Origin of the sequence: Bacillus sp. JJ783, assembly GCF_036963225.1 — a bacterium.
In the GTDB taxonomy this organism is placed as follows: domain Bacteria; phylum Bacillota; class Bacilli; order Bacillales; family Bacillaceae_G; genus Bacillus_A; species Bacillus_A cereus_U.
Map to the genome: position 1 here is coordinate 1 of NZ_JBALMG010000023.1, position 23,418 is coordinate 23,418.

A 23,418-nucleotide genomic window follows, 5' to 3' on the forward strand; every position below is an offset into this window, starting at 1 on the left:
ATCTATCGGCAACGATTACAATTTCTTGTAATTTATTTTACAGAATTGTCTTTTGATTTGCAAATGCTCATTTTTCGATTTTTCGATTAATTTTGTTTATTCTATACAAAATAATATGTAGAAAAGTAAAAAATATGATGAGAAACGTTAGTAATTATCGAAATAATATGCGATAAAATAGTGAAAATCAATAAAGTGAATTTACGGAATATTTTTAACAAATGGTAGTTTACTCTTTTCTGCTAGAGTGTTTTCAAGTACAATTAAAATGACTGAATCATCTAACTATTTAGTGGTATAGAGGGGGGAGAAGAGATATGAAACGTAATCCGTTGATTCCGTTCGCTCTTATTGCGGCATTAGGTATTATCGTTATGTTTGTATTTTCATTTCAGGGGCTAAATAAATCTAAAGAGTTAGCTGATGCAAAAAATGGCGGGAAACCAGCACAAACAGCATCAAAGCCAGAGGATATTGTAAAGCAAAGCTGTACGAGCTGTCATGGTGATCAGTTACAAGGGGCGGTAGGACCTAATTTACAAAAAATTGGTGGGAAACTTTCGAAAGATGAAATTAAAGAAGTTATTTCAAAAGGAAAAGGAAATATGCCGCCAAATATAGTTCCAGCTGATCAAGCGGCAAAAGTAGCTGATTGGTTATCGAAGAAAAAATAAAGTATAGAAAAACAAGTCTTTTGCTTTTTGCAAAAGGCTTGTTTTTCTATACTATCTAAAATACGATTAGTAATAGAGAATTGAAGTATTGTTATGGGCTTGCAACAACTACTATAAATTCATTATCATGGAGACAGACTGACAAGAGAAGGAGTAATGGAAATACATGAATGAAGTAAAGCTTTCGAAACGATTAGAAGAAGTTGTGAGGGAGATTCCGGTAGGCTCTACAGTAGCTGATATTGGATCGGATCATGCGTATTTACCGTGTTATACAATTATAAATAATATTGCTACAAAAGCAGTTGCAGGAGAGGTTGTAGATGGACCGTTTCGCTCTGCACAAGCAACTGTAGCTGAAAGTGGCTTACAAGATAAAGTAGACGTTCGTAAAGGGAATGGATTAGCTGTTATCGCGCCAGGAGAAGTAGATGTTATTACGATTGCTGGTATGGGTGGAGCGTTAATTCGTGACATTTTAGAAAGTGGTAAAGGAAAATTAGAAGGTGTAACACGTTTAATCTTACAGCCGAATATTGCAGCACACCATATTCGTGAATGGTTTATTGAAAATGGATGGGAGCTTATCCGTGAGAAAATTGTAATAGAAGACGGAAAGATTTACGAGATTTTAGTCGGAGAGCGAGGAGATACAGCAGTACCTTACTCTGAAAATAAACAAGCTGAATTGTTTATGGGTCCATTTCTAATAAAAGAAAAAAGTGAAGCTTTTGTTGAAAAGTGGGAAGGAGAATTGAAAAACTTCCAAAATATTTTAAAACAGTTAGAGCGTGCAGCAGAGTCTGAAGAGACAAAAGCGAAGCGTGCAGAAATAGATGCGAAAATGAAAATGATAGGAGAGGTTTTATCATGAGTAAAATTCCGAATGGCCATGAAATTATTTCTTTGTTTGAAGGTATGTACCCGAAGCATTTAGCAATGGAAGGGGATAAGGTTGGCTTACAGATTGGAGCGCTTAATAAACCTGTGCAGCACGTATTAATCGCGTTAGATGTAACTGAGGAAGTTGTGGACGAGGCGATCCAATTAGGAGCGAATATCATTATAGCGCACCATCCTTTAATCTTTAATCCATTAAAAGCGATTCATACAGATAAGGCGTACGGAAGAATTATTGAAACGTGTATTAAAAATGATATTGCGGTGTATGCAGCGCATACAAATGTAGATATTGCTAAGGGTGGGGTAAATGATTTACTTGCTGATGCGTTAGGGTTACAAAATACAGAAGTATTAGCTCCTACATATACAGAAGAAATGAAAAAAATTGTTGTATTTGTTCCAGTAACCCATGCAGAAGAAGTGCGTAAAGCTCTTGGAGATGCAGATGCAGGTCATATCGGTAATTATAGCCACTGTACGTTCGGTAGCGAAGGGGTAGGTACGTTTATCCCTCGAGAAGGGACAAATCCTTATATCGGGGAAACTGGACAGTTAGAGCGTGTGGAAGAGGTGCGTATCGAAACGATTATTCCTGCTTCACTACAAAGAAAAGTTATTAAAGCGATGTTAGCAGCTCATCCGTACGAAGAAGTGGCATATGATGTATATCCGCTTGATAATAAAGGTGAAACTTTAGGTCTTGGTAAAATAGGGTATTTACAAGAAGAAATGACACTTGGTCAGTTTGCTGAGCATGTGAAACAATCATTACATGTGAAGGGTGCAAGAGTTGTTGGCAAGTTAGATGATAAAGTGCGTAAAGTAGCTGTACTTGGTGGTGACGGTAATAAATATATAAACCAAGCGAAATTTAAAGGGGCAGATGTATATGTAACAGGTGATATGTATTATCATGTTGCTCATGATGCGATGATGCTTGGTTTAAATATAGTTGATCCAGGGCATAACGTTGAAAAAGTAATGAAGCAAGGTGTACAAAAACAATTGCAAGAAAAAGTAGATGCAAAGAAATTCAATGTACAAATTCATGCTTCGCAGTTACATACAGATCCATTCACGTTTGTATAAAAAAATAAAAACCGTTGCTCATGTAGGCAACGGTTTTTTGTTATTGTTGTTTTTTTACTTTTACACGTGGCAATATCTTTTGAAGTGGTACATTTCGAGTTCTATCCCATGTAGCTGGATTCATCGGGTCATATTGGTCTAAGAAAGCAATAACTTCTTTTGTGATTGGCGTTGGAGTAGAAGCACCCGCTGTAACTGCAACGTTTTCGATACCTTGTAGCCACTCTAATTGGATTTCACTTACGTCTGCAACGCGGTATGCTTTCGTACCAGCGATTTCTTGTGATACTTGTGCTAAACGGTTTGAGTTGTTACTTTTCGGATCGCCGACAACAATTGTTAAATCTGCAACATCAGCTTGTTTAGCGACAGCTTCTTGGCGAACTTGAGTTGCTAAACAAATTTCCTTGTGGAATTCTGCTGTTGGGAATTTTTTCTGAATGTCCTCCATTAAATGTTGAACATCCCATTGACTCATTGTTGTTTGATTTGTAACTAAAATTTTATCTGTTGGGATTTCTAATGTTTTTAAATCATCAGCTCTTTCGATAAGATGAACGATATCAGGTGCAATACCAACTGCGCCTTCTGGTTCTGGATGATTTTTTTTGCCGATATAAATGACATGGTATCCTTCAGCTTTCTTTGCTTCAATAAGGTCATGTGTTTTTGTAACATCTGGGCAAGTCGCATCAATTGTCGTTAAACCTTTTGCTTTTGCACGTTGTTTAACTTCTGGAGAAACACCGTGTGCAGTAAAAATAACAGTACCAGAATCGATTTTATCTAAAATTTCTAATCGACTTGGACCGTCTAATGTAATGATGCCATCCTCTTCGAAAGCATCTGTTACATGCTTATTGTGAACAATCATACCTAAAATATAAATGGGTCTCGGTAATGATTTATCTAATGCGGCGTTACGTGCAATAACCATCGCGTCAACAACGCCGTAGCAATAACCACGAGGGGAAATTTTAACAATCTTCATGTGAGTAATCCTCTCCTTCTAAACAAGGGATACTTTTGTGCATAGTCCATTACATTATAAAGGAGGAGGAGATAGAAAACAAAGGATTGTTACACATATAGTTTTGGTTTTGTTGCTATTTGTTGAACAGGCTCTTCTGGTAATTCTTTTTCTATTATGGGTTCAATCACAATTTTTTTTCTTTTTCTCTTTTTTGGTGGAGGAGTTGGAGTGGCTACTTCAACTTCTCTAGGCTGGTCTTCAGCTTGTTTTTCCTCTGTGCTTTTTCCAGAGGTGAGGATTTTGACGATATTTGGTAGACTACGCATAATTGGACCGTATTGCTCGACGACAGGTCCTACAGATTGAACAACTTGGGATACTTTTTCGATATTATTTATCATATTAGTTGGATTCGAAATTAGATTCGAAAGAAAGCTTCCGATGCCGCTGCTAGATGTTGCCGCAGCTGCAGTTGTTGCGACGCCGCGTGTGTCATTGGATTCATACATTTGAGGTGGTATCATTTGTTGAGGATGTTGCTGCATATACGGTTGATATTGCTGTGAGTATTGCTGTTGGTATTGCTGTTGGTATTGCTGTTGCTGTTGCTGGTACATCATCGGTGGCCCATTTGTTTGCCGATAGGGAGGGACCATTTGCATGAAAGGCTCCGTAGGATCGTGTTTTTTAAAGAGTTTAGAAAGAAAACTTTTCTTTTTTTGTGCCATCGGTGGTAGTTGTGGAATTGGGTATGGTGTATAAGAATGATGTCCTTGATTAGGATGCATTTGCCCTATTGGGGATTTCGGATACATATGAGAAATCCTCCTTTCTTCAGTTAGGTATATACACATACAATATGCAATGGAAGGAAAGAAGGTTAGTTTTTGAGATAAAAACCTAAACTAAAGATGGATTTTACTTGTAGATTTCGATATAATGTAGACTTGACTGATTTGTGCGCAGTAGAAATTTTAGAAAGAAGGTGTAACTTATGACACTACAAACTTTTACACAGTATGATTTTAAACCATTTTTAATAGATGCAGTTCGTGAACTACGCTTTACAGAGCCAACAGGAATTCAAAAGAAAATTTTCCCGGTCGTGAAAAAAGGTGTGAGTATAATTGGACAATCCCAAACTGGTTCTGGGAAAACACATGCATACTTACTTCCTACATTAAACAGAATTGATGCAAGTCGTGAAGAAGTACAACTTGTTATTACAGCGCCTACTCGTGAGTTAGCACAACAAATTTACGAAGAAATTGTGAAACTAACAAAGTTCTGTGCAGAAGATCAAATGATTACAGCACGCTGTTTAATTGGTGGAACTGATAAACAACGATCAATTGAAAAGTTGAAAAAACAACCTCATATTGTAGTTGGAACGCCAGGACGTATTAAAGACTTAGTAGAAGAAAAGGCGCTATTTGTTTATAAAGCGGATACTATTATTGTCGATGAAGCGGACTTAATGCTTGATATGGGATTCATTCAAGATGTAGATAAAATTGCGGCACGTATGCCTAAAAATCTGCAAATGTTAGTTTTCTCTGCAACAATTCCTCAAAAATTAAAACCATTTTTGAAGAAATATATGGAGAATCCAGAACATATTCATATTAATCCGAAGCAAGTTGCAGCAGGAAATATTGATCATTACCTTGTGCCTTCAAGACACCGTAATAAAACTGAATTAGTGAAAAATATGCTACTTCAATTTAAACCATATCTAGCAATTGTCTTTACAAACACAAAGAAGAAGGCTGACGAAGTAGCCGATGGATTAGCAGAACGTGGGTTAAAAGTAGGACGTATACACGGTGATTTATCACCACGTGATCGTAGAAAAATGATGAAACAAGTTCGTGATTTAGAGTTCCAATACATTGTCGCAACAGATTTGGCGGCACGCGGTATTGATATTGAAGGAATTAGCCATGTTATTAACTATGAACTTCCATCAGATTTAGACTTCTTCGTTCACCGCGTTGGAAGAACTGCACGTGCGGGTCATTCAGGTATTGCGGTAACGATTTATGATCCAGCAAATGAAGAAGCGTTAGATAGTTTGGAAAAACAACGTCATATCGAGTTTAAGCATGTAGATTTACGCGGAGATGAATGGGCGGATTTAGGTGACCGTCGTCGTCGTAAGAGCCGTAAAAAACCAAATGATGGACTAGATGTTATGGCAACAAAAGTTGTTAAAAAGCCGAAAAAAGTAAAACCAAACTATAAACGAAAACTTGCAACAGAACGTGACAAAGTGAAGAAAAAATATAGCAATAAAAAAAGATAAGGGATTTCCCTTATCTTTTTTTATCTCACTACTTGAGAGAAAGTCGATTAATGCAGACTAATAATTAGTGAGGGGTAGAAAAAACGTTGACTAAAGTTTCACTTTATTGGGTTAATTTAAGTATAGAGTGCAGACTGTTTAAATAGTCAGTTTAATTTATGTAGTGCCTTTTGTGTGAACAAACAATTCGCTACATATTTCTACAAATTATGCTATCATTATATCTATTGTATATTGAAGAGGTGATTGTATGTTAAAGATAGGATCTCATGTTTCAATGAGTGGTAAGAAGATGTTATTAGCAGCAAGTGAAGAGGCTGTTTCATACGGTGCAACAACGTTCATGATTTATACAGGTGCCCCGCAAAATACACGAAGAAAACCAATTGAAGAATTGAATATAGAAGCAGGAAGAAAACATATGGAACTAAACGGTATTGAGGAAATTATCGTCCATGCTCCGTATATTATTAATGTTGGGAATACGACGAAACCTGAGACGTTCCAATTAGGTGTTGATTTTCTGCGTATGGAAATTGAAAGAACGGCAGCATTAGGGGTAGCAACACAAATTGTTCTTCACCCAGGAGCTCACGTTGGTGCAGGAGCAGATGCTGGTATTCAACAAATTATTAAAGGGCTTAATGAAGTAATAACGCCAGAACAAACGGTTAATATTGCGCTAGAAACGATGGCAGGAAAGGGAACAGAATGCGGTCGTAGCTTTGAAGAAATTGCGAAAATTATTGATGGTGTGAAATATAATGAAAAACTATCTGTATGTTTTGATACGTGTCATACGCATGATGCAGGTTATGACCTTGTAAATGATTTTGACGGTGTGTTAAACGAATTTGATAAAATTGTTGGGATAAATCGTTTACAAGTACTTCATATTAACGATAGCAAAAATGTACGCGGAGCTGGAAAAGACCGTCATGAGAATATTGGTTTTGGTCATATTGGCTATAAGGCGTTGCATCACATTGTGCATCACCCACAACTTACGCACGTACCAAAAATTCTTGAAACGCCGTATGTAGGTGAAGATAAAAAAGATAAGAAGCCACCATATAAATTAGAAATTGAAATGCTGAAAAATGGTACTTTTGATGAAGGAATTCTTGAAAAAATTAAAGCGCAATAAGGAGGGGATTTTCCCCTCCTTATTTTAGTAGTTGTTGAAATAAAGTATTTACTTGTTGGGCAGTAGCAGGGGAGGTTACTTTTGCTATTTGTTTTAAGAGCTCTAGTCGTTCGTTATTGTCGTAAATGTTAATATTTTTTCCCTTCATAAGTAAAACAATTTGATCAGCTTGCGCAGTTGTAATTGAAACTTCATATTCTTTACTATATTTCAATAACTCTTTTGTAGAAATATGATTTAATTTTTTGTTCACAATTTGTTTAATGAGGTTCATCGTGTTGTCCTCCTTCACACGTTCTTCTATCGAAATATATGTAAGCATAGCTTGTACATATTCGTATCAAGGTGCATTTTTTCAATGGGGAAAAGAAGCTTATGTTATAATATAAGAACGAAACTATAGATAAAGAGTATAAGGAGGACTTATGGAGAAAAAGCAACATCGAAAAGAAAGTGTTATTCATCTTGTATATCGTTTAGTTATGATTGTCTTTGGGGCAGCGTGTGCGGCGGTAGCGATTGAACTGTTTTTAATGCCAAATAAAATTATTGATGGTGGAATTATTGGTATTTCTCTTATATTAGATTATCTTACTCCTAATATTTGGTGGTTAAGTTTTTCTACTTTAGTTGTTATCCTCAACATTCCTTTTATGTACTCCGGGTATAAGCAAATTGGAAAAACATTCATGTTATCTTCAGCATTTGGAATTGTAGCTTTAGCATTTATTGAATCAACGTTGCATGCTATACCGCCATTTACAACAGAGCCGATTTTAGCAACAGTTTTCGGCGGTCTTATTTTAGGGATTGGTGTAGGACTTGTTATTCGTCATGGTGGATCGTTAGACGGAACGGAGATTATGGGAATTCTATTAACGAAGAAATTACCTTTTTCTGTTGGTGAATTCGTAATGTTTGTGAACTTATTCATTTTTGCATGGGCAGCATTTGTTTTTGGTGTTGAACAAGCGATGTATTCTGTTATGACGTACTATATCGCATTCAAAACAATTGATACGGTAATTCAAGGATTAGACGAAACGAAAGCAGTTTTAATCGTATCGGATCAATATGAGGAAGTATCAAATGCAATTTTACACCGCCTTGGTCGTGGAACAACAAAACTTGTTGCTAAAGGTGGCTATACAGATAAAGAAAAAGAAGTTATTTATGCAGTTGTAACACGTTTGGAAGTGACGAAGTTAAAATCAATTGTGCATGAAATTGATGAAAACGCATTTGTTACGATTATGAATACACAAGAGACAAATGGTGGTAAGTTTAAATCAGCAATTCACTAAAAAATTAATTGTAATATCTTTTGAAAGCAGAGAATTCTTCTCTGCTTTTTGTTATAATAATAAGGTTTCTTGAAATAAAGAATATATTTTAGGCAGATTGGTTTACAACTATAATAAGCTGTACTATAATTCAAATAGAGATAAATCGGAATCATTCTGAATTAAAATAGGTGAGATGATATGAATAATATATTGGAAATAGAAGGATTAACGTTTCGATATGAAGATCGAAACGTGTTAGAAGATATTAATTTGCAAGTTCCGAAGGGAGCTTTTTTAGGTTTAGTTGGACCAAATGGTTCAGGGAAATCGACTTTACTTAAATGTTTATTGGGTGTTTTAAAACCGAAGCAAGGAAGTATTAGATTGTTTGGTATTGATAGTAAGAAATTTAAAGAGTGGAATAAAGTTGGTTATGTATCCCAAAAGGCAAGTAGTTTTAACTCAGGTTTCCCAGCAACTGTTTTTGAAGTTGTTTCAATGGGGCTCGTTTCGAAAAAGGGGCTTTTTCGCTTTTTTACGAAAGACGATAATGCGAAAGTAGAAAAAGCGATTGCTGATGTAGGTATGAGTGAGTTTCAAGGTCGCAACATTGGAGAACTTTCTGGTGGACAACAGCAGCGTGTATTTATTGCTCGTGCACTTGTAAGTAATCCGGAATTGCTTATTTTGGACGAACCTACTGTTGGAATCGATGTGAAAAATGTGGAAAGCTTCTATGAGATACTAGAGGATTTAAACAAAAGGCTCGGGATCACGTTAATTCTTGTTACGCACGATATGGGTGCTGTAACAGAGAAGGTGACGCATGTTGCGTGTTTAAATCAGCATCTACATTTCCATGGGAATGTAGAGAAATTCCGAGAGTTAGAAGATGCAGAAATGTCGATTTTATATGGGCATCATGTTCATCGCTTAGAACATGAACATGGGCATCACGGGAGGATATAATGATACAGGATTTTTTACAATATGATTTTTTACGTAATTCTTTATACGCTGGTGTTTTAATTGGGCTTGTCGGACCACTTATCGGCGTGTTCGTTGTAATTCGCCGCATGTCGCTTATTGCGGATGCATTAAGTCATGTGACATTATCAGGAATTGCAGCCAGTTTATTACTTGAAAAGACAATCTTTACTGGAGGGTTTTTAAACCCTTTATATATGGGAATGTTTTTTTCAATCGGTGGAGCATTGCTAATTGAAAAATTACGTACTGTATATAAACATTATCAAGAGTTAGCAATTCCGATTATACTTTCAGCAGGGATGGGGATTGGAGTTATCTTCATTTCACTTGCTAATGGATTCAATACGGATTTATTTAGTTATTTATTTGGTAGTGTAAGTGCTGTGACAAGTGCGGATTTAATTATTATTGGTATAGTAGCAATTGTAGTTATTATAACGATTGTTTTATTATACAAAGAGTTGTTTTTACTATCATTTGATGAGGAATACGCTGTATCAACCGGTTTGAGTGCAAAGTGGATTCACTTTATTTTCATTATATTAGTTGCTCTTGTAATTGCGGTATCAATGCGTGTTGTAGGTGTTCTTCTCGTATCATCTTTAATGACGTTACCAGTTGCAGCAAGTATTCGTATTGCAAAAGGATTTAAACAAACAATTTTCTTTTCCATTTTATTTGGTGAAATTGCAGTAATTGGTGGAATGTTTGCTTCGTATCAACTTGATCTAGCACCAGGTGGTACAATTGTTATGATAGCGGTTCTTATTTTAATCGGTGCGATTTTATGGAAGAAGAAAAAAACTGCATAAAGTAGGGATAGGTATGAATCTAACAGAAGCTTTACGCCTAATGAAGGAAAAAGGATATAAACATACGGGGAAAAGGGAAGAGATGCTAAGATTATTCGCGGCGCATAATCGGTATTTAACCGCAAAAGATGTTTTAGAACATATGAAGGATGATTATCCAGGACTTAGTTTCGATACGATTTATCGTAACTTAACGGTTTTTGCTGAAATTGGTGTTTTAGAGCAAACGGAATTAAATGGTGAAAAACATTTTCGTTTTATGTGCTCTATTATGGAACATCATCATCATTTCATTTGTTTAGATTGTGGTGGTACGAAAGAAATCACTTCTTGCCCAATGGATTTTATGAATAAAGATTTTAAAGGTTATGAGGTAACGGGACATAAGTTCGAAATATATGGTCGTTGTCCAAAATGTGCAAAATAAGAGAACTCGTCGGTTATATAACTGACGAGTTTTTAATTTAAATGTAAAAAAGGTTGCTCACAAAAATTGTGGGCAACCTTTTTTTTATTGTTCTTGTTTTTCTTTTTCTTTTTCTCGTTCGGCAGCCATTTCAGCAGCGATTACATCAATTTCTTTTTTCAGTTCTTCTACCATTGTTTCTTCTGGTACTTTACGAACGACTTGCCCTTTACGGAATAATAAACCTTCTCCGCGTGCACCAGCAATACCGATGTCGGCTTCACGAGCTTCACCAGGACCGTTTACGGCGCAGCCGAGTACTGCAACCTTAATTGGAACTTTAAGTGTAGAGATGTATTCTTCGACTTCATTAGCAATGCTAATTAGGTCGATTTCAATACGACCACAAGTTGGACAAGAAATAAGTGTTGCGGCATTAGATGCAAGACCGAATGACTTTAATAGTTCACGTGCAACCTTTACTTCTTCAACTGGATCAGCACTTAAAGAAATACGAAGTGTATTTCCGATACCTTTACTTAAAATTGCTCCAAGACCAGCGGCGCTTTTTACAGTTCCAGCAAACAATGTTCCTGATTCTGTAATACCTAAATGTAATGGATAATCAAAAGCGCGAGCAGCTTTTTCGTATGCTTCAATTGCTAAGTTAACATCAGAGGCTTTCATTGATACGATAATATCGTGGAAATCTAAGTCCTCTAAAATTTTAATATGGTGCAGTGCGCTCTCGACCATACCATCAGCAGTTGGATATCCATACTTTTCTAAAATATGACGTTCTAATGAACCGGCATTTACACCGATACGGATTGGAATGCCACGCTCTTTCGCTGCATTTACAACAGCTTCTACTTTATGGCGACGTCCAATGTTACCTGGATTGATACGTACTTTATCAATGCCGCCTTCGATTGCTTTTAAAGCAAGGCGATAATCAAAATGAATATCAGCAACAAGTGGAATGTTGATTTGTTTTTTAATATCAGCAATAGCATTTGCTGCGCGTTCGTCTGGAACAGCAACACGAACAACTTGACAGCCAGCTTCTTCTAAACGTTTAATTTCAGCAACTGTAGCCTCAACATCATGCGTTTTTGTTGTCGTCATACTTTGTATAATTAATTCATTGTTACCGCCAATTGTTAAATTACCGACTTTAACTGGACGTGTTTTTGTACGTTGAGTCATTTCATTCACGAATTGATCGCTCTCCTTATAAAAGAAGTTTCTTATTTTAGTCCCTTACATCAATGATAGTATGTGTGAGAAAGGGCTATGGAAACCAAAGTACTCGGTTTCACTTTTACTATTGTATCAGCGCCTTTATGTAATTGACAAGGATTAAGTGATTGCTTATTGATATAACGGGAATTTATAAGACTTTCCAACTTGGATTTTTGTAGCAGATGTATTTTTATTTAATTGCTTAAAATCATCAATTACTTTTTCAATAGAAGGAATTTTTTTCTTATTAATCGCTTCTGTAATAGAAAGAACTGTATCGCCAGTTTTTACTTCGATTGCTTTATAAGCTATATCCGTTTCTTTTTCTGTTTCTTTCTCTTTATTTTGTTTTGTATCTGTATTTTCTTGTTTTATCGTTTGGGCAGCAGAGGTTTTTTTGTATGAACTTAATATCGGTAAAGTACCGATTTTTATGTCGTAATAAAATATATAACCGAGGACAAGCACGAATAAGAGTACACCTAATCTCTTCATATCCTTCACTCCTTTGCTAGGAATATATGCTTGTCCAAAAAAAAAATGCCTATTTAGGCATTTTTTTATAGTTCTTGTTTTTCTTTCGGTTTTGGAACTTCTTTAATTGTTAAGTATAGAACGATTAAAACAACTGCAATGTAAATGAATGTTGCGCCAGGTACGTTTATTTTGAATAAATCCATAATCATAAAGAAGATTGTTGGAATTGTGTAGCTGTAAGCAGTTAATGTCCAAACTTGTTTATAAGATAATTTGCGTTGACCGCTCATCGCAGAACCGATGAAGGCAAGCAATGTAACTCCTACAAAGGTAATAAATAATTGGAACAAGTACAGTAAGAACCCAATAACGAATAATAAGATTGGATAAATACTGTCAAATAACGAAATGAAATCTTGTAAATCTTTTTTCTCAAGAGATGCGCCTAATAAGTCATTATAGGAGTATGTTTGTGTTTGACCATTCCCCATGGAGACTACTTTATCTTTTAAAACAAATAAACCTGTTTTATTTTGATATTTTTCTAAGTCTGTTGAATTTGGATCAAATACGAAAAGGGCATTTCCGTCTTCTTTTTCGATAGGTTGATCAATATCAGCTGTTAGCTCACCATTTTCAATTTTAAAATCAGGTAAATCTTTTTCGATTACTTTATTTACCATGTTAACACCATCTTGAATAACGCTACCGTACAAGAAAGTTCTTGGAATAGTAGTGATTAGGCAAAGAAGCATAATATACAAAATGGTTTTACCGATTTTTTGAAAACGGAAAAGCGCCATATCTTTAGGCGAATATACGCTTTTTGCTAGCTGTGTAAAAATGGACATAGATTCACTTCCTTTATGTATGTGTAAAATCATTGTAACGTACGAATCTAGAGAAGCTCAAGATATATTATATTTACATATAGTAGAAAGGACTAAATTTCTTTTTATTAATTTACTTCTTTTAGTAGAGAAAAATACAATTGACACTTTTCTTTTGTATATGGTAAATTTATCTTACATTTTTTAAACGATATATCCGATGGGAAGTTAGTTGTTTTTAATGTTACATACATAATTGTGGACCCTTAGCTCAGTTGGTTAGAGCAGACGGCTCATAACCGTCCGGTCGTAGGTTCGAGTCCTACAGGGTCCATATCCATTTCATATGTTTATTATGTCAGCAGGAAGCTTCCTTGTAGAAGGAAGCTTTTTTTACGGAATATATGAGCATTTTAATTGAAAAGAAGTGGGAATTTTGCTACTTTAATGATAGCAAGACAAAGCGATTTATTTGTTTGCACCCTATGGCAATTAGGGTAGAATGAAGTTGTAGGTCACATATGTAGTGACAATACATAAACCGGGAGGAATATAACAATGGCAAAACACGAATTACCAAATTTACCTTATGCGTATGATGCTTTAGAACCTCACTTTGATAAAGAAACAATGAACATCCATCATACAAAACATCACAACACGTATATTACAAACTTAAACGCTGCTTTAGAAGGTCATGCAGAATTAGCAGACAAAAGCGTTGAAGAATTAGTTGCAAACTTAAACGAAGTACCTGAAGCAATCCGTACAGCAGTACGTAACAATGGTGGCGGACATGCTAACCATACATTCTTCTGGACAATCCTATCTCCAAACGGCGGGGGACAACCAGTAGGCGAACTTGCAACTGCGATTGAAGCGAAATTCGGTAGCTTCGATGCATTCAAAGAAGAATTCGCAAAAGCTGGCGCAACTCGCTTCGGTTCTGGTTGGGCTTGGTTAGTAGTAAACAATGGTGAGTTAGAAGTAACAAGCACTCCAAACCAAGATTCTCCTATAACTGAAGGTAAAACTCCAGTTATCGGTTTAGATGTTTGGGAGCATGCTTACTACTTAAATTACCAAAACCGTCGTCCTGACTACATCGGTGCATTCTGGAACGTTGTAGATTGGAACGTTGCTGAAAAACTTTACCAAGAAGCAAAATAATTAAAGTTAATACAGCTAGAAAAAAGCTAGGGGTTTTCTCCTAGCTTTTTTCTATGCTCTCCTTTTACATAATTGAGCTTGTCTTTGGAAGACTAGAACATGAAGTAAAGGAGAGTTGTGTATGAAGTGGAAACATGTAATTGGTGATGTTGAAGTGAATCGGGATTTAGTATTATTGCTTGTTATAGGAGGTTTATACACGCTCGCAATTTCTTTATCGAATACGTTTGTAAACATTTATTTATGGAAGCAAACACAAAATTATGTGAATTTGGGCTTGTATAATTTGGCCAGCGTTGTATTGCAGCCTCTAACATTTCTTGTGGGAGGGAAATTAGCGAAACGTATTGATCGCTCGATTTTATTGCGAATCGGTGTAGGCACGTTAGCTGTTTTTTTTATCGTCGTTTTAGTAGCGGGAAAAAGTGCATCTCACTATATTTTACTAATGGGAGCCCTTTTAGGAGTTGGTTATGGTTTCTATTGGCTCGCTTTTAACTTGTTGACATTTGAGATTACAGAACCAGAAACAAGAGATTTTTTTAACGGTTTTCTCGGACTTCTTACATCTTTCTCTGGAATGATTGGACCGATAGCTGCAGGATATACAATTTCACGTATGGAAAAATGGAGCGGTTATACTGTCGTTTTCTTCCTCTCGTTAATGCTATTTGCGGTTGCAGTCGTTCTAAGCTTTTTTTTATCGAAGAGGGAATGTGAAGGACGCTATGAAATTGTGCAAGTATTGAAAGAGCGGCAAGTTGATGAAAACTGGGGAAGAATTACGCGTGCTCATTTCTTCCAAGGTTTGAGAGAGGGAACGTTTATTTTCGTTATTTCGGTATACGTCTATTTAGCATCTGGTAGCGAGTTAGCACTAGGGAAGTATAGTTTAGTGAATTCTGCAGTATCATTTGTATGCTATTATTTAGTTGCTCGTCTGTTAAAGAAAGAATGGCGAAAAAAAGCAATTTTACTTGGTGGCATTATTTTATATGCGGTCGTATTCTTAGTTATTTTCAATGTTACATATACGAAATTACTTATTTATGCAGCATGTATCGCGGTTGCATATCCCATTTTACTCGTTCCGTACGGATCCATGACATACGATGTAATTGGTAGAGCAAAACAGGCGAGAGAATGGCGTGTAGAATATGTAGTTGTCAGGGAATTATGGTTAAATGCCGGAAGAATTTGTTCCATTTTAAGTTTTTTATGTGCTGTCATATTCTTTCCTCCTGAAAAAAGTTTACCTTTCTTACTATGTATTTTAGGAGCTGGACATTTTCTTATTTATTTTGCAGTTAAAAATGTCAAATATGATGAGGGAAATGTGAACAAAACCAGCGTTGGAGCGCAAGGAACCACGCAGAATCAAACTGAACCAGAAGGTTAACTTATCGTTTGTTTTATGCTAGAATAGAAAAAGATGTAAGACAGCAGTGAGGGCACCTGTATGAAGGTGTCCCTTTCACATTACATAGCTGTTGGTAGAGGGGGTTTGTATGAGCAAGAAGCAGAAAAAGAACCAGACAAAGACAAAAACCCACGTTCCCTTTCGGTTAAACGTGTTGTTTTTTTGCGTGTTTTTAATGTTCTCCGCGGTTATTGTAAGGCTTGGATACGTACAAATTGTTCGTGGCGAGGAATATAAAAATGAAGTTGAGAAAAAAGAAAATTCAACGATAAGTAATCCTGTACCACGCGGGAAAATATTTGATCGTAATGGAGAAGCAGTCGTAGATAATGAGCCTATTCGTACAATTACATTTACAAAAATGAAGGGATCAACTGCAGCAGATCGCTTAGAAACGGCGAAAAAGTTAGCAGATTTAATTGAAGTCCCAACAGATAAGTTAACAGATCGCGATAAAAAAGATTATTGGCTTGCTTTACATAAAGAAGAAGCAGAAACAAAAATCACAAAAAAAGATCGTGAAGAGCTTAAAACAAATAAAATTGACGATAAAGAACTGGATGAACGTCAACGAAATCGTGTAACAGAAGAAGAGATTAATCAACTGTCAGCAAAAGATTTAGAAATATTGGCGATCAAAAGTAAGATGGAAAGCGGATATGCAATGACGCCGCAAATCGTTAAAAAAAATGCAACACCGGAAGAATACGCGATTATTAGTGAAAATTTAGCGAAATTACCAGGTGTAGATACAAATGTTGACTGGGAGCGAAAATATAAGTATGACGATATGTTCCGAAGTGTACTTGGTGGTGTAACTTCTTCTGATGAAGGGTTGCCGAGAGAAAGATTAGATTACTATCTTGTTCGTGATTATAATCGTAATGATCGCGTAGGAAAAAGTTACCTTGAGCAACAGTACGAAGATAGTTTACACGGCACAAAAGCTGAAGTTAGAAATGTTACAGATAAAGATGGTAATATTTTAGAAACTATTAATGTGTCACAAGGACAACGAGGTAACGATCTGAATTTAACAATCGATATGGAATTACAAAAGCGCGTAGAAGAAATTCTTACAAAAAACTTAATGAGATTTAAAGGGAGCGAACCTCTTTTAGACCGTGCATTCGTTGTAATGATGAACCCGAAAAATGGTGAAGTTTTATCTATGGCGGGGAAACAATTAGTGAATAAAGACGGCGAAACGAAAGTAGAGGATTTTGCATTAGGAACGATGACGAGTTCTTATCCGATGGGTTCAACTGTAAAAGGTGCGACAGTACTTACGGGATATCAAACTGGTGCAATTCAGCCAGGATCTGTACAGTTAGATGAACCGATTAAATTAAAAGGGACACCTACGAAGTCATCTTGGAAAACGATGGGGTATATTAATGACCTTACAGCGTTAAAAATGTCTTCTAACGTTTATATGTTTAAAACAGCGATGAATATCGCTGGTGTTCCATACGTACGAGGCGGTACGTTAGATATCCCGCAAAAAGCATTTGATACTATGCGTTACTATTTTGGTCAGTTTGGGCTTGGTGTAAAAACAGGAATTGATTTGCCGAATGAAACTGCTGGTCAAATAGGTAAAGGGAATCAACCAGGTTTCTTATTAGATTTATCAATCGGACAGTATGATACGTATACACCGCTTCAATTAGCGCAATATATTTCGACGATTGCAAATGGTGGATATCGTATGCAACCTCAAGTTGTAAAGGAAATTCGTCAGCCATCGGCGAAGCCCGAGGAAGTTGGAAAAGTTGTTCAATCCATGGAACCGAAAGTATTAAATCGTGTTGATATGCCTGAATCACAAATTAAACGTGTTCAAGAAGGATTTAGACAAGTGTTTAACGATACAGGTGGTACAGCTACAAAATACTTTGCAGGTGCACCATATAAAGCAGCTGGGAAAACAGGTACAGCTCAAACTGTATATGGCGGAGATAAAGAGATTGGTAGAAATGCAAAAGGTGAGCGCAAAGAAACATATAACTTAACATTAGTAGGTTATGCGCCACTTGAAGATCCAGAAGTAGCATTTTCTGTTGTTGTGCCATGGGTACATGATGATAAAACAGGGATTAATGGATATATTGGTCGTGAAATAATGGACGCTTACTTTGATTTGAAAAAACAAGCATTAACTGGTGAAGCTCCAAAAGATGAAAAAGAGAAAAAAAGTAATGCACAAGATGATGAATAAAAAAGTTGTAAAAAAAGCACACTATCTGAAAAGATAGTGTGCTTTTTTTTATGCTTTATGCATATGGTTTAGTAAATGTGGACAAGCGTAAAATGTTGAAAAAAACATGTAGTTTCAAAAACGATGGACATAACAAGATGAGTGCATACGCTCTAAGTTTGTCTTGTGTGATAGGTGATAGCAGTTTTATCCCGCTATTTGAGGGCAGTAAAACTCCCACCCAAAAATTCAGCTGGAGCAAAGAAGTTAGGGGGGAGCCATGCTGCCCGTAAACGCCCGATTGGTGAGGGCTAATAATCAGTGGGGGATGAACACAACCCCCACTGATTATAGTTTCACTTTATGGATGATTAGAAAATTTCCTGCATCTAAAGTACAAAATTGACAATTAAGTTTGTGTATACAGTTGTTTTTGTGGAACTTTACAAAACTTTTACAAACAATTAAAACCGAATTAATAGTTTAGCAGTATTCTTATATCTGTAATCCTGTTATTTCCGGTTACTTCTAGGAGGAAGAACACGTGAAATGGATGAGCGCATCGATTAAAGTTTGGACATTATCGACATGTTTCCTTTGTTTTAATATGTCTACTGCATTCGCTACAAATGAAATGGGAGAAGTGAGAGTTGATGGATCCTCAACGGTTTTTCCTATTATAGAGGCAGTGGCAGAGGAATATACAAAGGCACATCCAAACGTGAAAATTTCTATTAGTATTTCTGGGACAGGAGGAGGATTTAATCGTTTCAGTAAAGGAGAAGTAGATATAAACAATGCTTCGAGATTGATGAAACCGGTAGAAGAAAATGCAATGCAGAAAAACTCCATTCAATTTACACCATTTGAGGTTGCTTATGATGGTCTAACGATTGTTGTGAATCGTCAAAATACGTGGATAAACAATATGACGATAGATGAGTTACGTCTATTATGGAGTGAAAATGGAAGATTGAAACGATGGTCACAAATTCATTCATCATGGCCACGTGAACAAGTTAAATTTTATGCGCCAGGCGTAGACTCTGGTACTTATGATTATTTCCAAAATGTTGTCTTACAAAATAATCGCCTTGTAAAAACGGTTTCTTTGTCTGAAGACGATCAAGTTATTATGCAAGGGGTAATGAATGATAAAAATGCCATTGCTTTTGTAGGATATGCTTATTATATGGCCAATCGAGATAAGGTAAAAGCAATACAGGTGGATGGTGTATTTCCAACGAAAGAGACCATTCAATCGGGTACGTATAAGCCATTATCTAGGCCGCTATTTACGTATGTGAATCATGCATCTATCAGAAATAAAATTAATGTAGCAAATTATGTTGAGTTTATGATTAAGCATGTTGGAAGCCTTGCTGAAGAGGTCGGATATGTAAAATTACCAAAAGAAAAATATAATGAACAGCTGCGAATGTTAACAGAAATAAAAAGGTAATGTCAGGGTGGAAAGGGGTTTTCATCTTTGGCTCATAATGACAAAAGTCAAATTACATTTTCTGTACAACATTTGATTGAGAGAAATACAAATAGAAGAAAAAAAACGCAGCGAATCAATCGAATTGTTCCGTTAATACTAAAAGTCATTGCTAGCGTGTCCATTGTAACGACACTTGGAATTATTATTACGTTGGCAAATGAAACAATCATGTTTTTTCAAAAGATATCATTGTATTCTTTTTTGACAGAGAAAGAATGGTTACCTTTTTTTGAAGATCCGAAATTCGGTATATTACCACTTATATGTGGAACAACCCTTGTAACAGCAATTGCCATGTTCGTAGCAATTCCTATTGGTTTAGGTTGTGCCGTGTTTTTAAGCGAATACGCTTCGAATGGCGCTCGGAAAATATTAAAACCGTTGTTAGAGCTACTAGCAGGCATCCCGACAATTGTATATGGTTTTTTCGCGTTAACAGTTGTCACGCCACTTTTACAACGCGTTATACCAGATTTGCAGTTTTTTAATGCTATTAGTCCGGGTATTGTTATAGGGTTCATGATGATCCCGACGATTGCGTCTCTCTCTGAAGATGCGATGAGAGCTGTAGAAAAAGGAATTAAAGAAGCCTCATTAGCGCTAGGAGCGACTCGTTTTGAGATGGTAAAACAAGTGGTGTTTCCATCGGCTTTTACGGGCATAATGGCAGCGATTATATTAGCAGCTTCCAGGGCAATTGGTGAAACGATGATTGTTGTTATTGCAGCTGGATCAACACCTAATGTATCGATAGATCCGACTCATTCTATTCAAACATTAACAGCCTATATTGTACAAGTGAGTTTAGGTGATGCTCCGCACGGAACGATTACTTATTACAGCATGTATGCTGTAGGTGCAACGTTATTTATGTTTACTTTTATTATGAATATCATTTCGCAATATATTATGCGCCGTTTTAGGAGGGTGACATAATATGCGAATGTTAAACCATAAAAAAATACAAGAAAATATGGCATCGCGTTTTTTAAAGGATCGGATTTACAAGTGTTTGTTTTATATAGCAATTTTGTTTTCGGTAGTAATACTTTTTATATTGCTTTTTCAAATTTTTGAAAAAGGTATAAGTTATCTTTCAATAGATTTCTTTACAAACTTCGCCTCACGTAATCCGAGAGAAGCTGGGATTGTTGCTGCTTTGTCAGGAACAATACTATTTATGAGCATTGTTATACCGGTCTCTTTTATATTTGGAGTCGGAACAGCTCTTTATTTAGAGCATTATGCGAAGGAGTCCATTTTTAAAAAGTTAATTGAATTAAATAATCAAACATTAGCAGGGGTACCTTCCGTTGTGTTTGGTTTACTCGGGTTAACTATTTTCGTATACGCTCTCCATTTAGGAGAGAGCATAATTGCAGCGGCACTGACGATGAGTTTACTCGTCTTACCAACTGTTGTTGTAGCTAGTCAAGAAGCGATTCGAACTGTGCCGAGCTCATTACTAGAGGCTTCTTACGGATTAGGTGCTACGAAGTGGCAAACGATGTATCACATTGTATTGCCAGTAGCTTTACCAGGGATTGTAACGGGATGTACGTTAGCGGTATCGAGAGCAATTGGTGAGGCAGCACCATTATTAGTCATTGGGGCTCTTGCCTTTGCAAATTATGTTCCGTTCAGTATGTTTGATAGATTTACGGTTTTACCAATTCAAATTTTTAATTGGATGAGTAGACCACAAGAAGAATTTCAGCATGTAGCAGCAGCTGGGATGATTGTTTTGCTAGGGTTGCTGCTCTTTATAAATATATTTGTCTTATGGTTACGAAATCGAAAATAAGTTGGAAGTGGATGAAAGGGGAATTCAAATGGTAGCGACAGTAGTAAATGTACAGGTGAAAAACGAGAAAAAGATTGAGACAGCACCAAAAAAAGTGGTATTTGATACGAAAAATTTAAATTTATGGTACGGAGAAGACCACGCTTTAAAAGATATCAACTTAAGTATTCATGAGAATGAAGTAACAGCGATTATCGGTCCAAGTGGTTGTGGTAAATCAACGTACTTAAAAACACTAAATCGTATGGTAGAGTTAGTGCCTATCGTTCGAACTACGGGCGTTATCGAATATAGAGAACGAAACATATTCGAAAAGTCATATCCGGTTGAAGAATTACGTACGCATGTGGGTATGGTATTCCAAAAGCCAAATCCATTCCCAAAATCTATTTATGAAAATGTAGCATATGGTCCGAAAATCCATGGTGTTCGTGACAAAAAAACACTTGATGAAATCGTTGAAAAAAGCTTACGCGGAGCAGCCATTTGGGATGAGTTAAAAGATCGTTTGCACGATAATGCATATGGTTTATCTGGTGGGCAGCAACAACGTCTATGTATTGCACGCTGCTTAGCGATTGAGCCAGACGTAATTTTAATGGATGAGCCAACATCGGCGCTAGACCCAATTTCAACATCAAAAGTAGAAGAACTAATTCAGGAGTTAAAGAAAGACTTTAGTATTGTTATCGTGACGCACAACATGCAACAAGCAGCACGTATTTCAGATAAAACTGCTTTCTTCTTAAGTGGAGAAGTTGTGGAATATACAGATACGAACAAGTTATTTACAACACCTACAGATAAGCGTACAGAAGACTACATTACAGGACGATTTGGTTGATATTGCTGTAAGGCTAAGAGTAAATGCTCTCTTAACAGAGGGTAACTAACTGTTACGATTTATTTAACCAATTATAACCAAAGTTAATTAAAGATATCAGTAAGCCCTGCTAGTCAAGTGATTGGCTAGTAGTGAGGGTTAACTGCGGGCAATCCCTAAAGCTGATTGAACTACAACGTGGCTAGAAATGGTGAGCGTGAATGTTGCGAAAGTAGAAAAAATCAATCAGATGATTAAGGAGTTGACTTCTGATGATATTGGCGAAGAAAGTCAGACTGCTTCCAACGCCTGAACAAGAAAAAGTGCTTAGAAATCATGCTGGAGCTTCAAGATTCGCTTATAACTATTGTAAAAGAATGAGTGATAGATACTATAAGCTATTTGGAAAATCTGTTTCACAGTTAGATTTACAGAAACGATTTACAAAGATCAAGAAGCGAAAGAGATATGAGTGGTTAAATGACATCAACGCACAAGTTCCAAAACAGTCTTCAAAAGATTTTGATAAGGCGAGAAGAAATTCGTTCGAAAAGTACAAAAATGGTTATCACACTTCTTATAAATCCAAAAAAGATTTAATTCAAGGATTTTATGCTAATTATGAAAGACTGATTATAGGAAAGAAAGTAGTTGATATTCAGTCTATTGGAGAAGTGAAAACAAGCCAACAACTACCAAGAAACAAAAAACCATCAAATCCAAGAGTTACATTTGATGGTCGTCACTGGTGGATTAGTGTAGGGTTCCAAGAAGACTTTGAATCACAAGAACTAACCAATGAGTCGATTGGTGTGGATGTTGGTTTAAAAGAGCTGTTTGTGGCTTCTAATGGTACGAAAGAACGAAATATAAACAAAGATGCTAAGGTTAAAAAACTTTTGAAAAGGAAAAAGTCAGCGCAAAGAGATATGTCTAGGAGATTTAAAAAAGGTGTGAAATTTCAATCTGCCGGATATGAAAAAGCTAAAACTGAGCACCTTCGGTTATCTAGGAAAATTACGAATATCCGAAATAACCATATCCATCAAGCAACAGCTAAATTGGTGAAAACCAAACCAATGAGGATTGTTGTGGAAGACTTAAATATCTCAAACCTGTTAAAAAACAAAAAACTATCGAAAGCATTTTCATTTCAAAAATTAAACTTCTTCTTTCAATGTTTATCATACAAGTGTGAGAAGTACGGCATTGAATATGTAAAAGCTGATAAATGGTTCGCTTCAAGCAAGATTTGCTCAAGTTGTGGAGTTAAATACGACCATTCAGTTCAACCAGAAGGACAGTGGAGTTTAAAGGTTCGTGAATGGAACTGTGTTCAATGCAATAGCCATCACGATAG

The 23,418-nt window shown here is 36.2% G+C and carries 23 protein-coding genes and 1 tRNA gene; 18 read left to right on the plus strand and 6 right to left on the minus strand.

The genetic code is table 11. The features are described 5' to 3' along the window. Window positions 1-317 precede the first annotated feature (317 nt). The 3 genes from cccA to V7038_RS05505 all read left to right on the plus strand — a co-directional run bounded on the left by cccA (window position 318) and on the right by V7038_RS05505 (window position 2,666). Entirely contained in the window at window positions 318-674 is a 357-nt protein-coding gene (gene cccA / locus V7038_RS05495; RefSeq protein ID WP_002129130.1) for a cytochrome c550, read from the plus strand. Window positions 675-840: 166 nt separating this feature from the next. Then, the gene (locus V7038_RS05500) at window positions 841-1,548 is read left to right on the plus strand and encodes a tRNA (adenine(22)-N(1))-methyltransferase (protein ID WP_002111878.1); all 708 of its coding nucleotides are present in this window, start codon (window positions 841-843) and stop codon (window positions 1,546-1,548) included. After that, a complete protein-coding gene (locus tag V7038_RS05505) occupies window positions 1,545-2,666 on the plus strand; it encodes a Nif3-like dinuclear metal center hexameric protein (protein WP_070139955.1) in 1,122 nt (373 codons plus the stop codon). Before V7038_RS05500 ends, V7038_RS05505 begins: the two co-directional genes overlap by 4 nt. A gap of 40 nt (window positions 2,667-2,706) precedes the next feature. On the opposite strand, the gene V7038_RS05510 is transcribed toward V7038_RS05505, so the two are convergent. Both V7038_RS05510 and vrrA read right to left on the minus strand, forming a co-directional pair. After that, a complete protein-coding gene (locus V7038_RS05510) occupies window positions 2,707-3,657 on the minus strand; it encodes a 4-hydroxy-3-methylbut-2-enyl diphosphate reductase (RefSeq protein ID WP_002111876.1) in 951 nt (316 codons plus the stop codon). A gap of 89 nt (window positions 3,658-3,746) precedes the next feature. Then, a complete protein-coding gene (vrrA, locus tag V7038_RS05515; protein WP_335469413.1) occupies window positions 3,747-4,454 on the minus strand; it encodes a VrrA/YqfQ family protein in 708 nt (235 codons plus the stop codon). A 179-nt stretch (window positions 4,455-4,633) separates the two neighbouring features. Here vrrA and V7038_RS05520 point away from each other — a divergent pair, with 179 nt between their 5' ends. Continuing rightward, window positions 4,634-5,944 carry a DEAD/DEAH box helicase gene (locus V7038_RS05520; RefSeq protein WP_002111874.1) on the plus strand — a complete coding sequence of 437 codons (1,311 nt, stop codon included), beginning with the start codon at window positions 4,634-4,636 and terminating at the stop codon, window positions 5,942-5,944. Between the two features lie 250 nt (window positions 5,945-6,194). Then, window positions 6,195-7,091 (plus strand): deoxyribonuclease IV, encoded by an 897-nt coding sequence (locus V7038_RS05525; RefSeq protein WP_002138366.1) that lies wholly within the window; start codon window positions 6,195-6,197, stop codon window positions 7,089-7,091. A gap of 19 nt (window positions 7,092-7,110) precedes the next feature. On the opposite strand, the gene V7038_RS05530 is transcribed toward V7038_RS05525, so the two are convergent. After that, window positions 7,111-7,365, minus strand: coding sequence for a DUF2624 domain-containing protein (locus V7038_RS05530; protein WP_001048958.1), 255 nt, complete (start codon window positions 7,363-7,365; stop codon window positions 7,111-7,113). 151 nt (window positions 7,366-7,516) lie between these two features. Here V7038_RS05530 and V7038_RS05535 point away from each other — a divergent pair, with 151 nt between their 5' ends. The 4 genes from V7038_RS05535 (at window position 7,517) to V7038_RS05550 (ending at window position 10,606) form a co-directional block, all read left to right on the plus strand. After that, complete coding sequence (locus V7038_RS05535; protein WP_002015168.1) at window positions 7,517-8,395, plus strand: YitT family protein; 879 nt, start codon at window positions 7,517-7,519, stop codon at window positions 8,393-8,395. A 180-nt stretch (window positions 8,396-8,575) separates the two neighbouring features. Then, window positions 8,576-9,346: a metal ABC transporter ATP-binding protein gene (locus tag V7038_RS05540; RefSeq protein ID WP_002111871.1), complete on the plus strand. Its 771-nt coding sequence runs from the start codon at window positions 8,576-8,578 to the stop codon at window positions 9,344-9,346. Continuing rightward, window positions 9,346-10,179, plus strand: a complete 834-nt coding sequence (locus V7038_RS05545; protein WP_002160460.1) for a metal ABC transporter permease — start codon at window positions 9,346-9,348, stop codon at window positions 10,177-10,179. Before V7038_RS05540 ends, V7038_RS05545 begins: the two co-directional genes overlap by 1 nt. A 13-nt stretch (window positions 10,180-10,192) precedes the next feature. Continuing rightward, a complete protein-coding gene (locus V7038_RS05550; RefSeq protein ID WP_002067192.1) occupies window positions 10,193-10,606 on the plus strand; it encodes a Fur family transcriptional regulator in 414 nt (137 codons plus the stop codon). 84 nt (window positions 10,607-10,690) lie between these two features. On the opposite strand, the gene ispG is transcribed toward V7038_RS05550, so the two are convergent. From ispG to yqgB, 3 genes are all read right to left on the minus strand, one after another. Beyond that, complete coding sequence (gene ispG, locus V7038_RS05555) at window positions 10,691-11,794, minus strand: flavodoxin-dependent (E)-4-hydroxy-3-methylbut-2-enyl-diphosphate synthase (protein WP_161793976.1); 1,104 nt, start codon at window positions 11,792-11,794, stop codon at window positions 10,691-10,693. Between the two features lie 165 nt (window positions 11,795-11,959). Next, a complete protein-coding gene (locus V7038_RS05560; RefSeq protein ID WP_335469415.1) occupies window positions 11,960-12,325 on the minus strand; it encodes a hypothetical protein in 366 nt (121 codons plus the stop codon). Between the two features lie 65 nt (window positions 12,326-12,390). Next, the gene (yqgB, locus tag V7038_RS05565; RefSeq protein WP_002034056.1) at window positions 12,391-13,158 is read right to left on the minus strand and encodes a protein YqgB; all 768 of its coding nucleotides are present in this window, start codon (window positions 13,156-13,158) and stop codon (window positions 12,391-12,393) included. A 239-nt stretch (window positions 13,159-13,397) separates the two neighbouring features. Between yqgB and V7038_RS05570 the strand changes: the two genes are divergently transcribed. The 9 genes from V7038_RS05570 to V7038_RS05610 form a co-directional block, all read left to right on the plus strand. Next, window positions 13,398-13,471 (plus strand) — tRNA-Ile (locus tag V7038_RS05570). A gap of 224 nt (window positions 13,472-13,695) precedes the next feature. Then, window positions 13,696-14,307, plus strand: coding sequence for a superoxide dismutase [Mn] (gene sodA / locus V7038_RS05575; RefSeq protein WP_070139953.1), 612 nt, complete (start codon window positions 13,696-13,698; stop codon window positions 14,305-14,307). 121 nt (window positions 14,308-14,428) lie between these two features. Further along, the gene (locus tag V7038_RS05580; protein WP_335469417.1) at window positions 14,429-15,706 is read left to right on the plus strand and encodes an MFS transporter; all 1,278 of its coding nucleotides are present in this window, start codon (window positions 14,429-14,431) and stop codon (window positions 15,704-15,706) included. 109 nt (window positions 15,707-15,815) lie between these two features. Then, window positions 15,816-17,948: a peptidoglycan D,D-transpeptidase FtsI family protein gene (locus V7038_RS05585; protein ID WP_002199338.1), complete on the plus strand. Its 2,133-nt coding sequence runs from the start codon at window positions 15,816-15,818 to the stop codon at window positions 17,946-17,948. Between the two features lie 523 nt (window positions 17,949-18,471). Beyond that, window positions 18,472-19,389, plus strand: coding sequence for a PstS family phosphate ABC transporter substrate-binding protein (locus tag V7038_RS05590; protein WP_002111862.1), 918 nt, complete (start codon window positions 18,472-18,474; stop codon window positions 19,387-19,389). A 27-nt stretch (window positions 19,390-19,416) separates the two neighbouring features. Beyond that, on the plus strand, window positions 19,417-20,367 hold the full coding sequence (gene pstC / locus V7038_RS05595) for a phosphate ABC transporter permease subunit PstC (protein ID WP_070139952.1): 951 nt from the start codon (window positions 19,417-19,419) through the stop codon (window positions 20,365-20,367). A gap of 1 nt (window position 20,368) precedes the next feature. Next, window positions 20,369-21,235, plus strand: coding sequence for a phosphate ABC transporter permease PstA (gene pstA, locus V7038_RS05600; protein ID WP_002111858.1), 867 nt, complete (start codon window positions 20,369-20,371; stop codon window positions 21,233-21,235). Window positions 21,236-21,263: 28 nt separating this feature from the next. Beyond that, window positions 21,264-22,079, plus strand: coding sequence for a phosphate ABC transporter ATP-binding protein (gene pstB, locus V7038_RS05605; protein ID WP_002111857.1), 816 nt, complete (start codon window positions 21,264-21,266; stop codon window positions 22,077-22,079). 251 nt (window positions 22,080-22,330) lie between these two features. Beyond that, the coding region (locus V7038_RS05610; protein ID WP_335469421.1) for an RNA-guided endonuclease InsQ/TnpB family protein at window positions 22,331-23,418 on the plus strand (1,088 nt) is incomplete at its 3' end.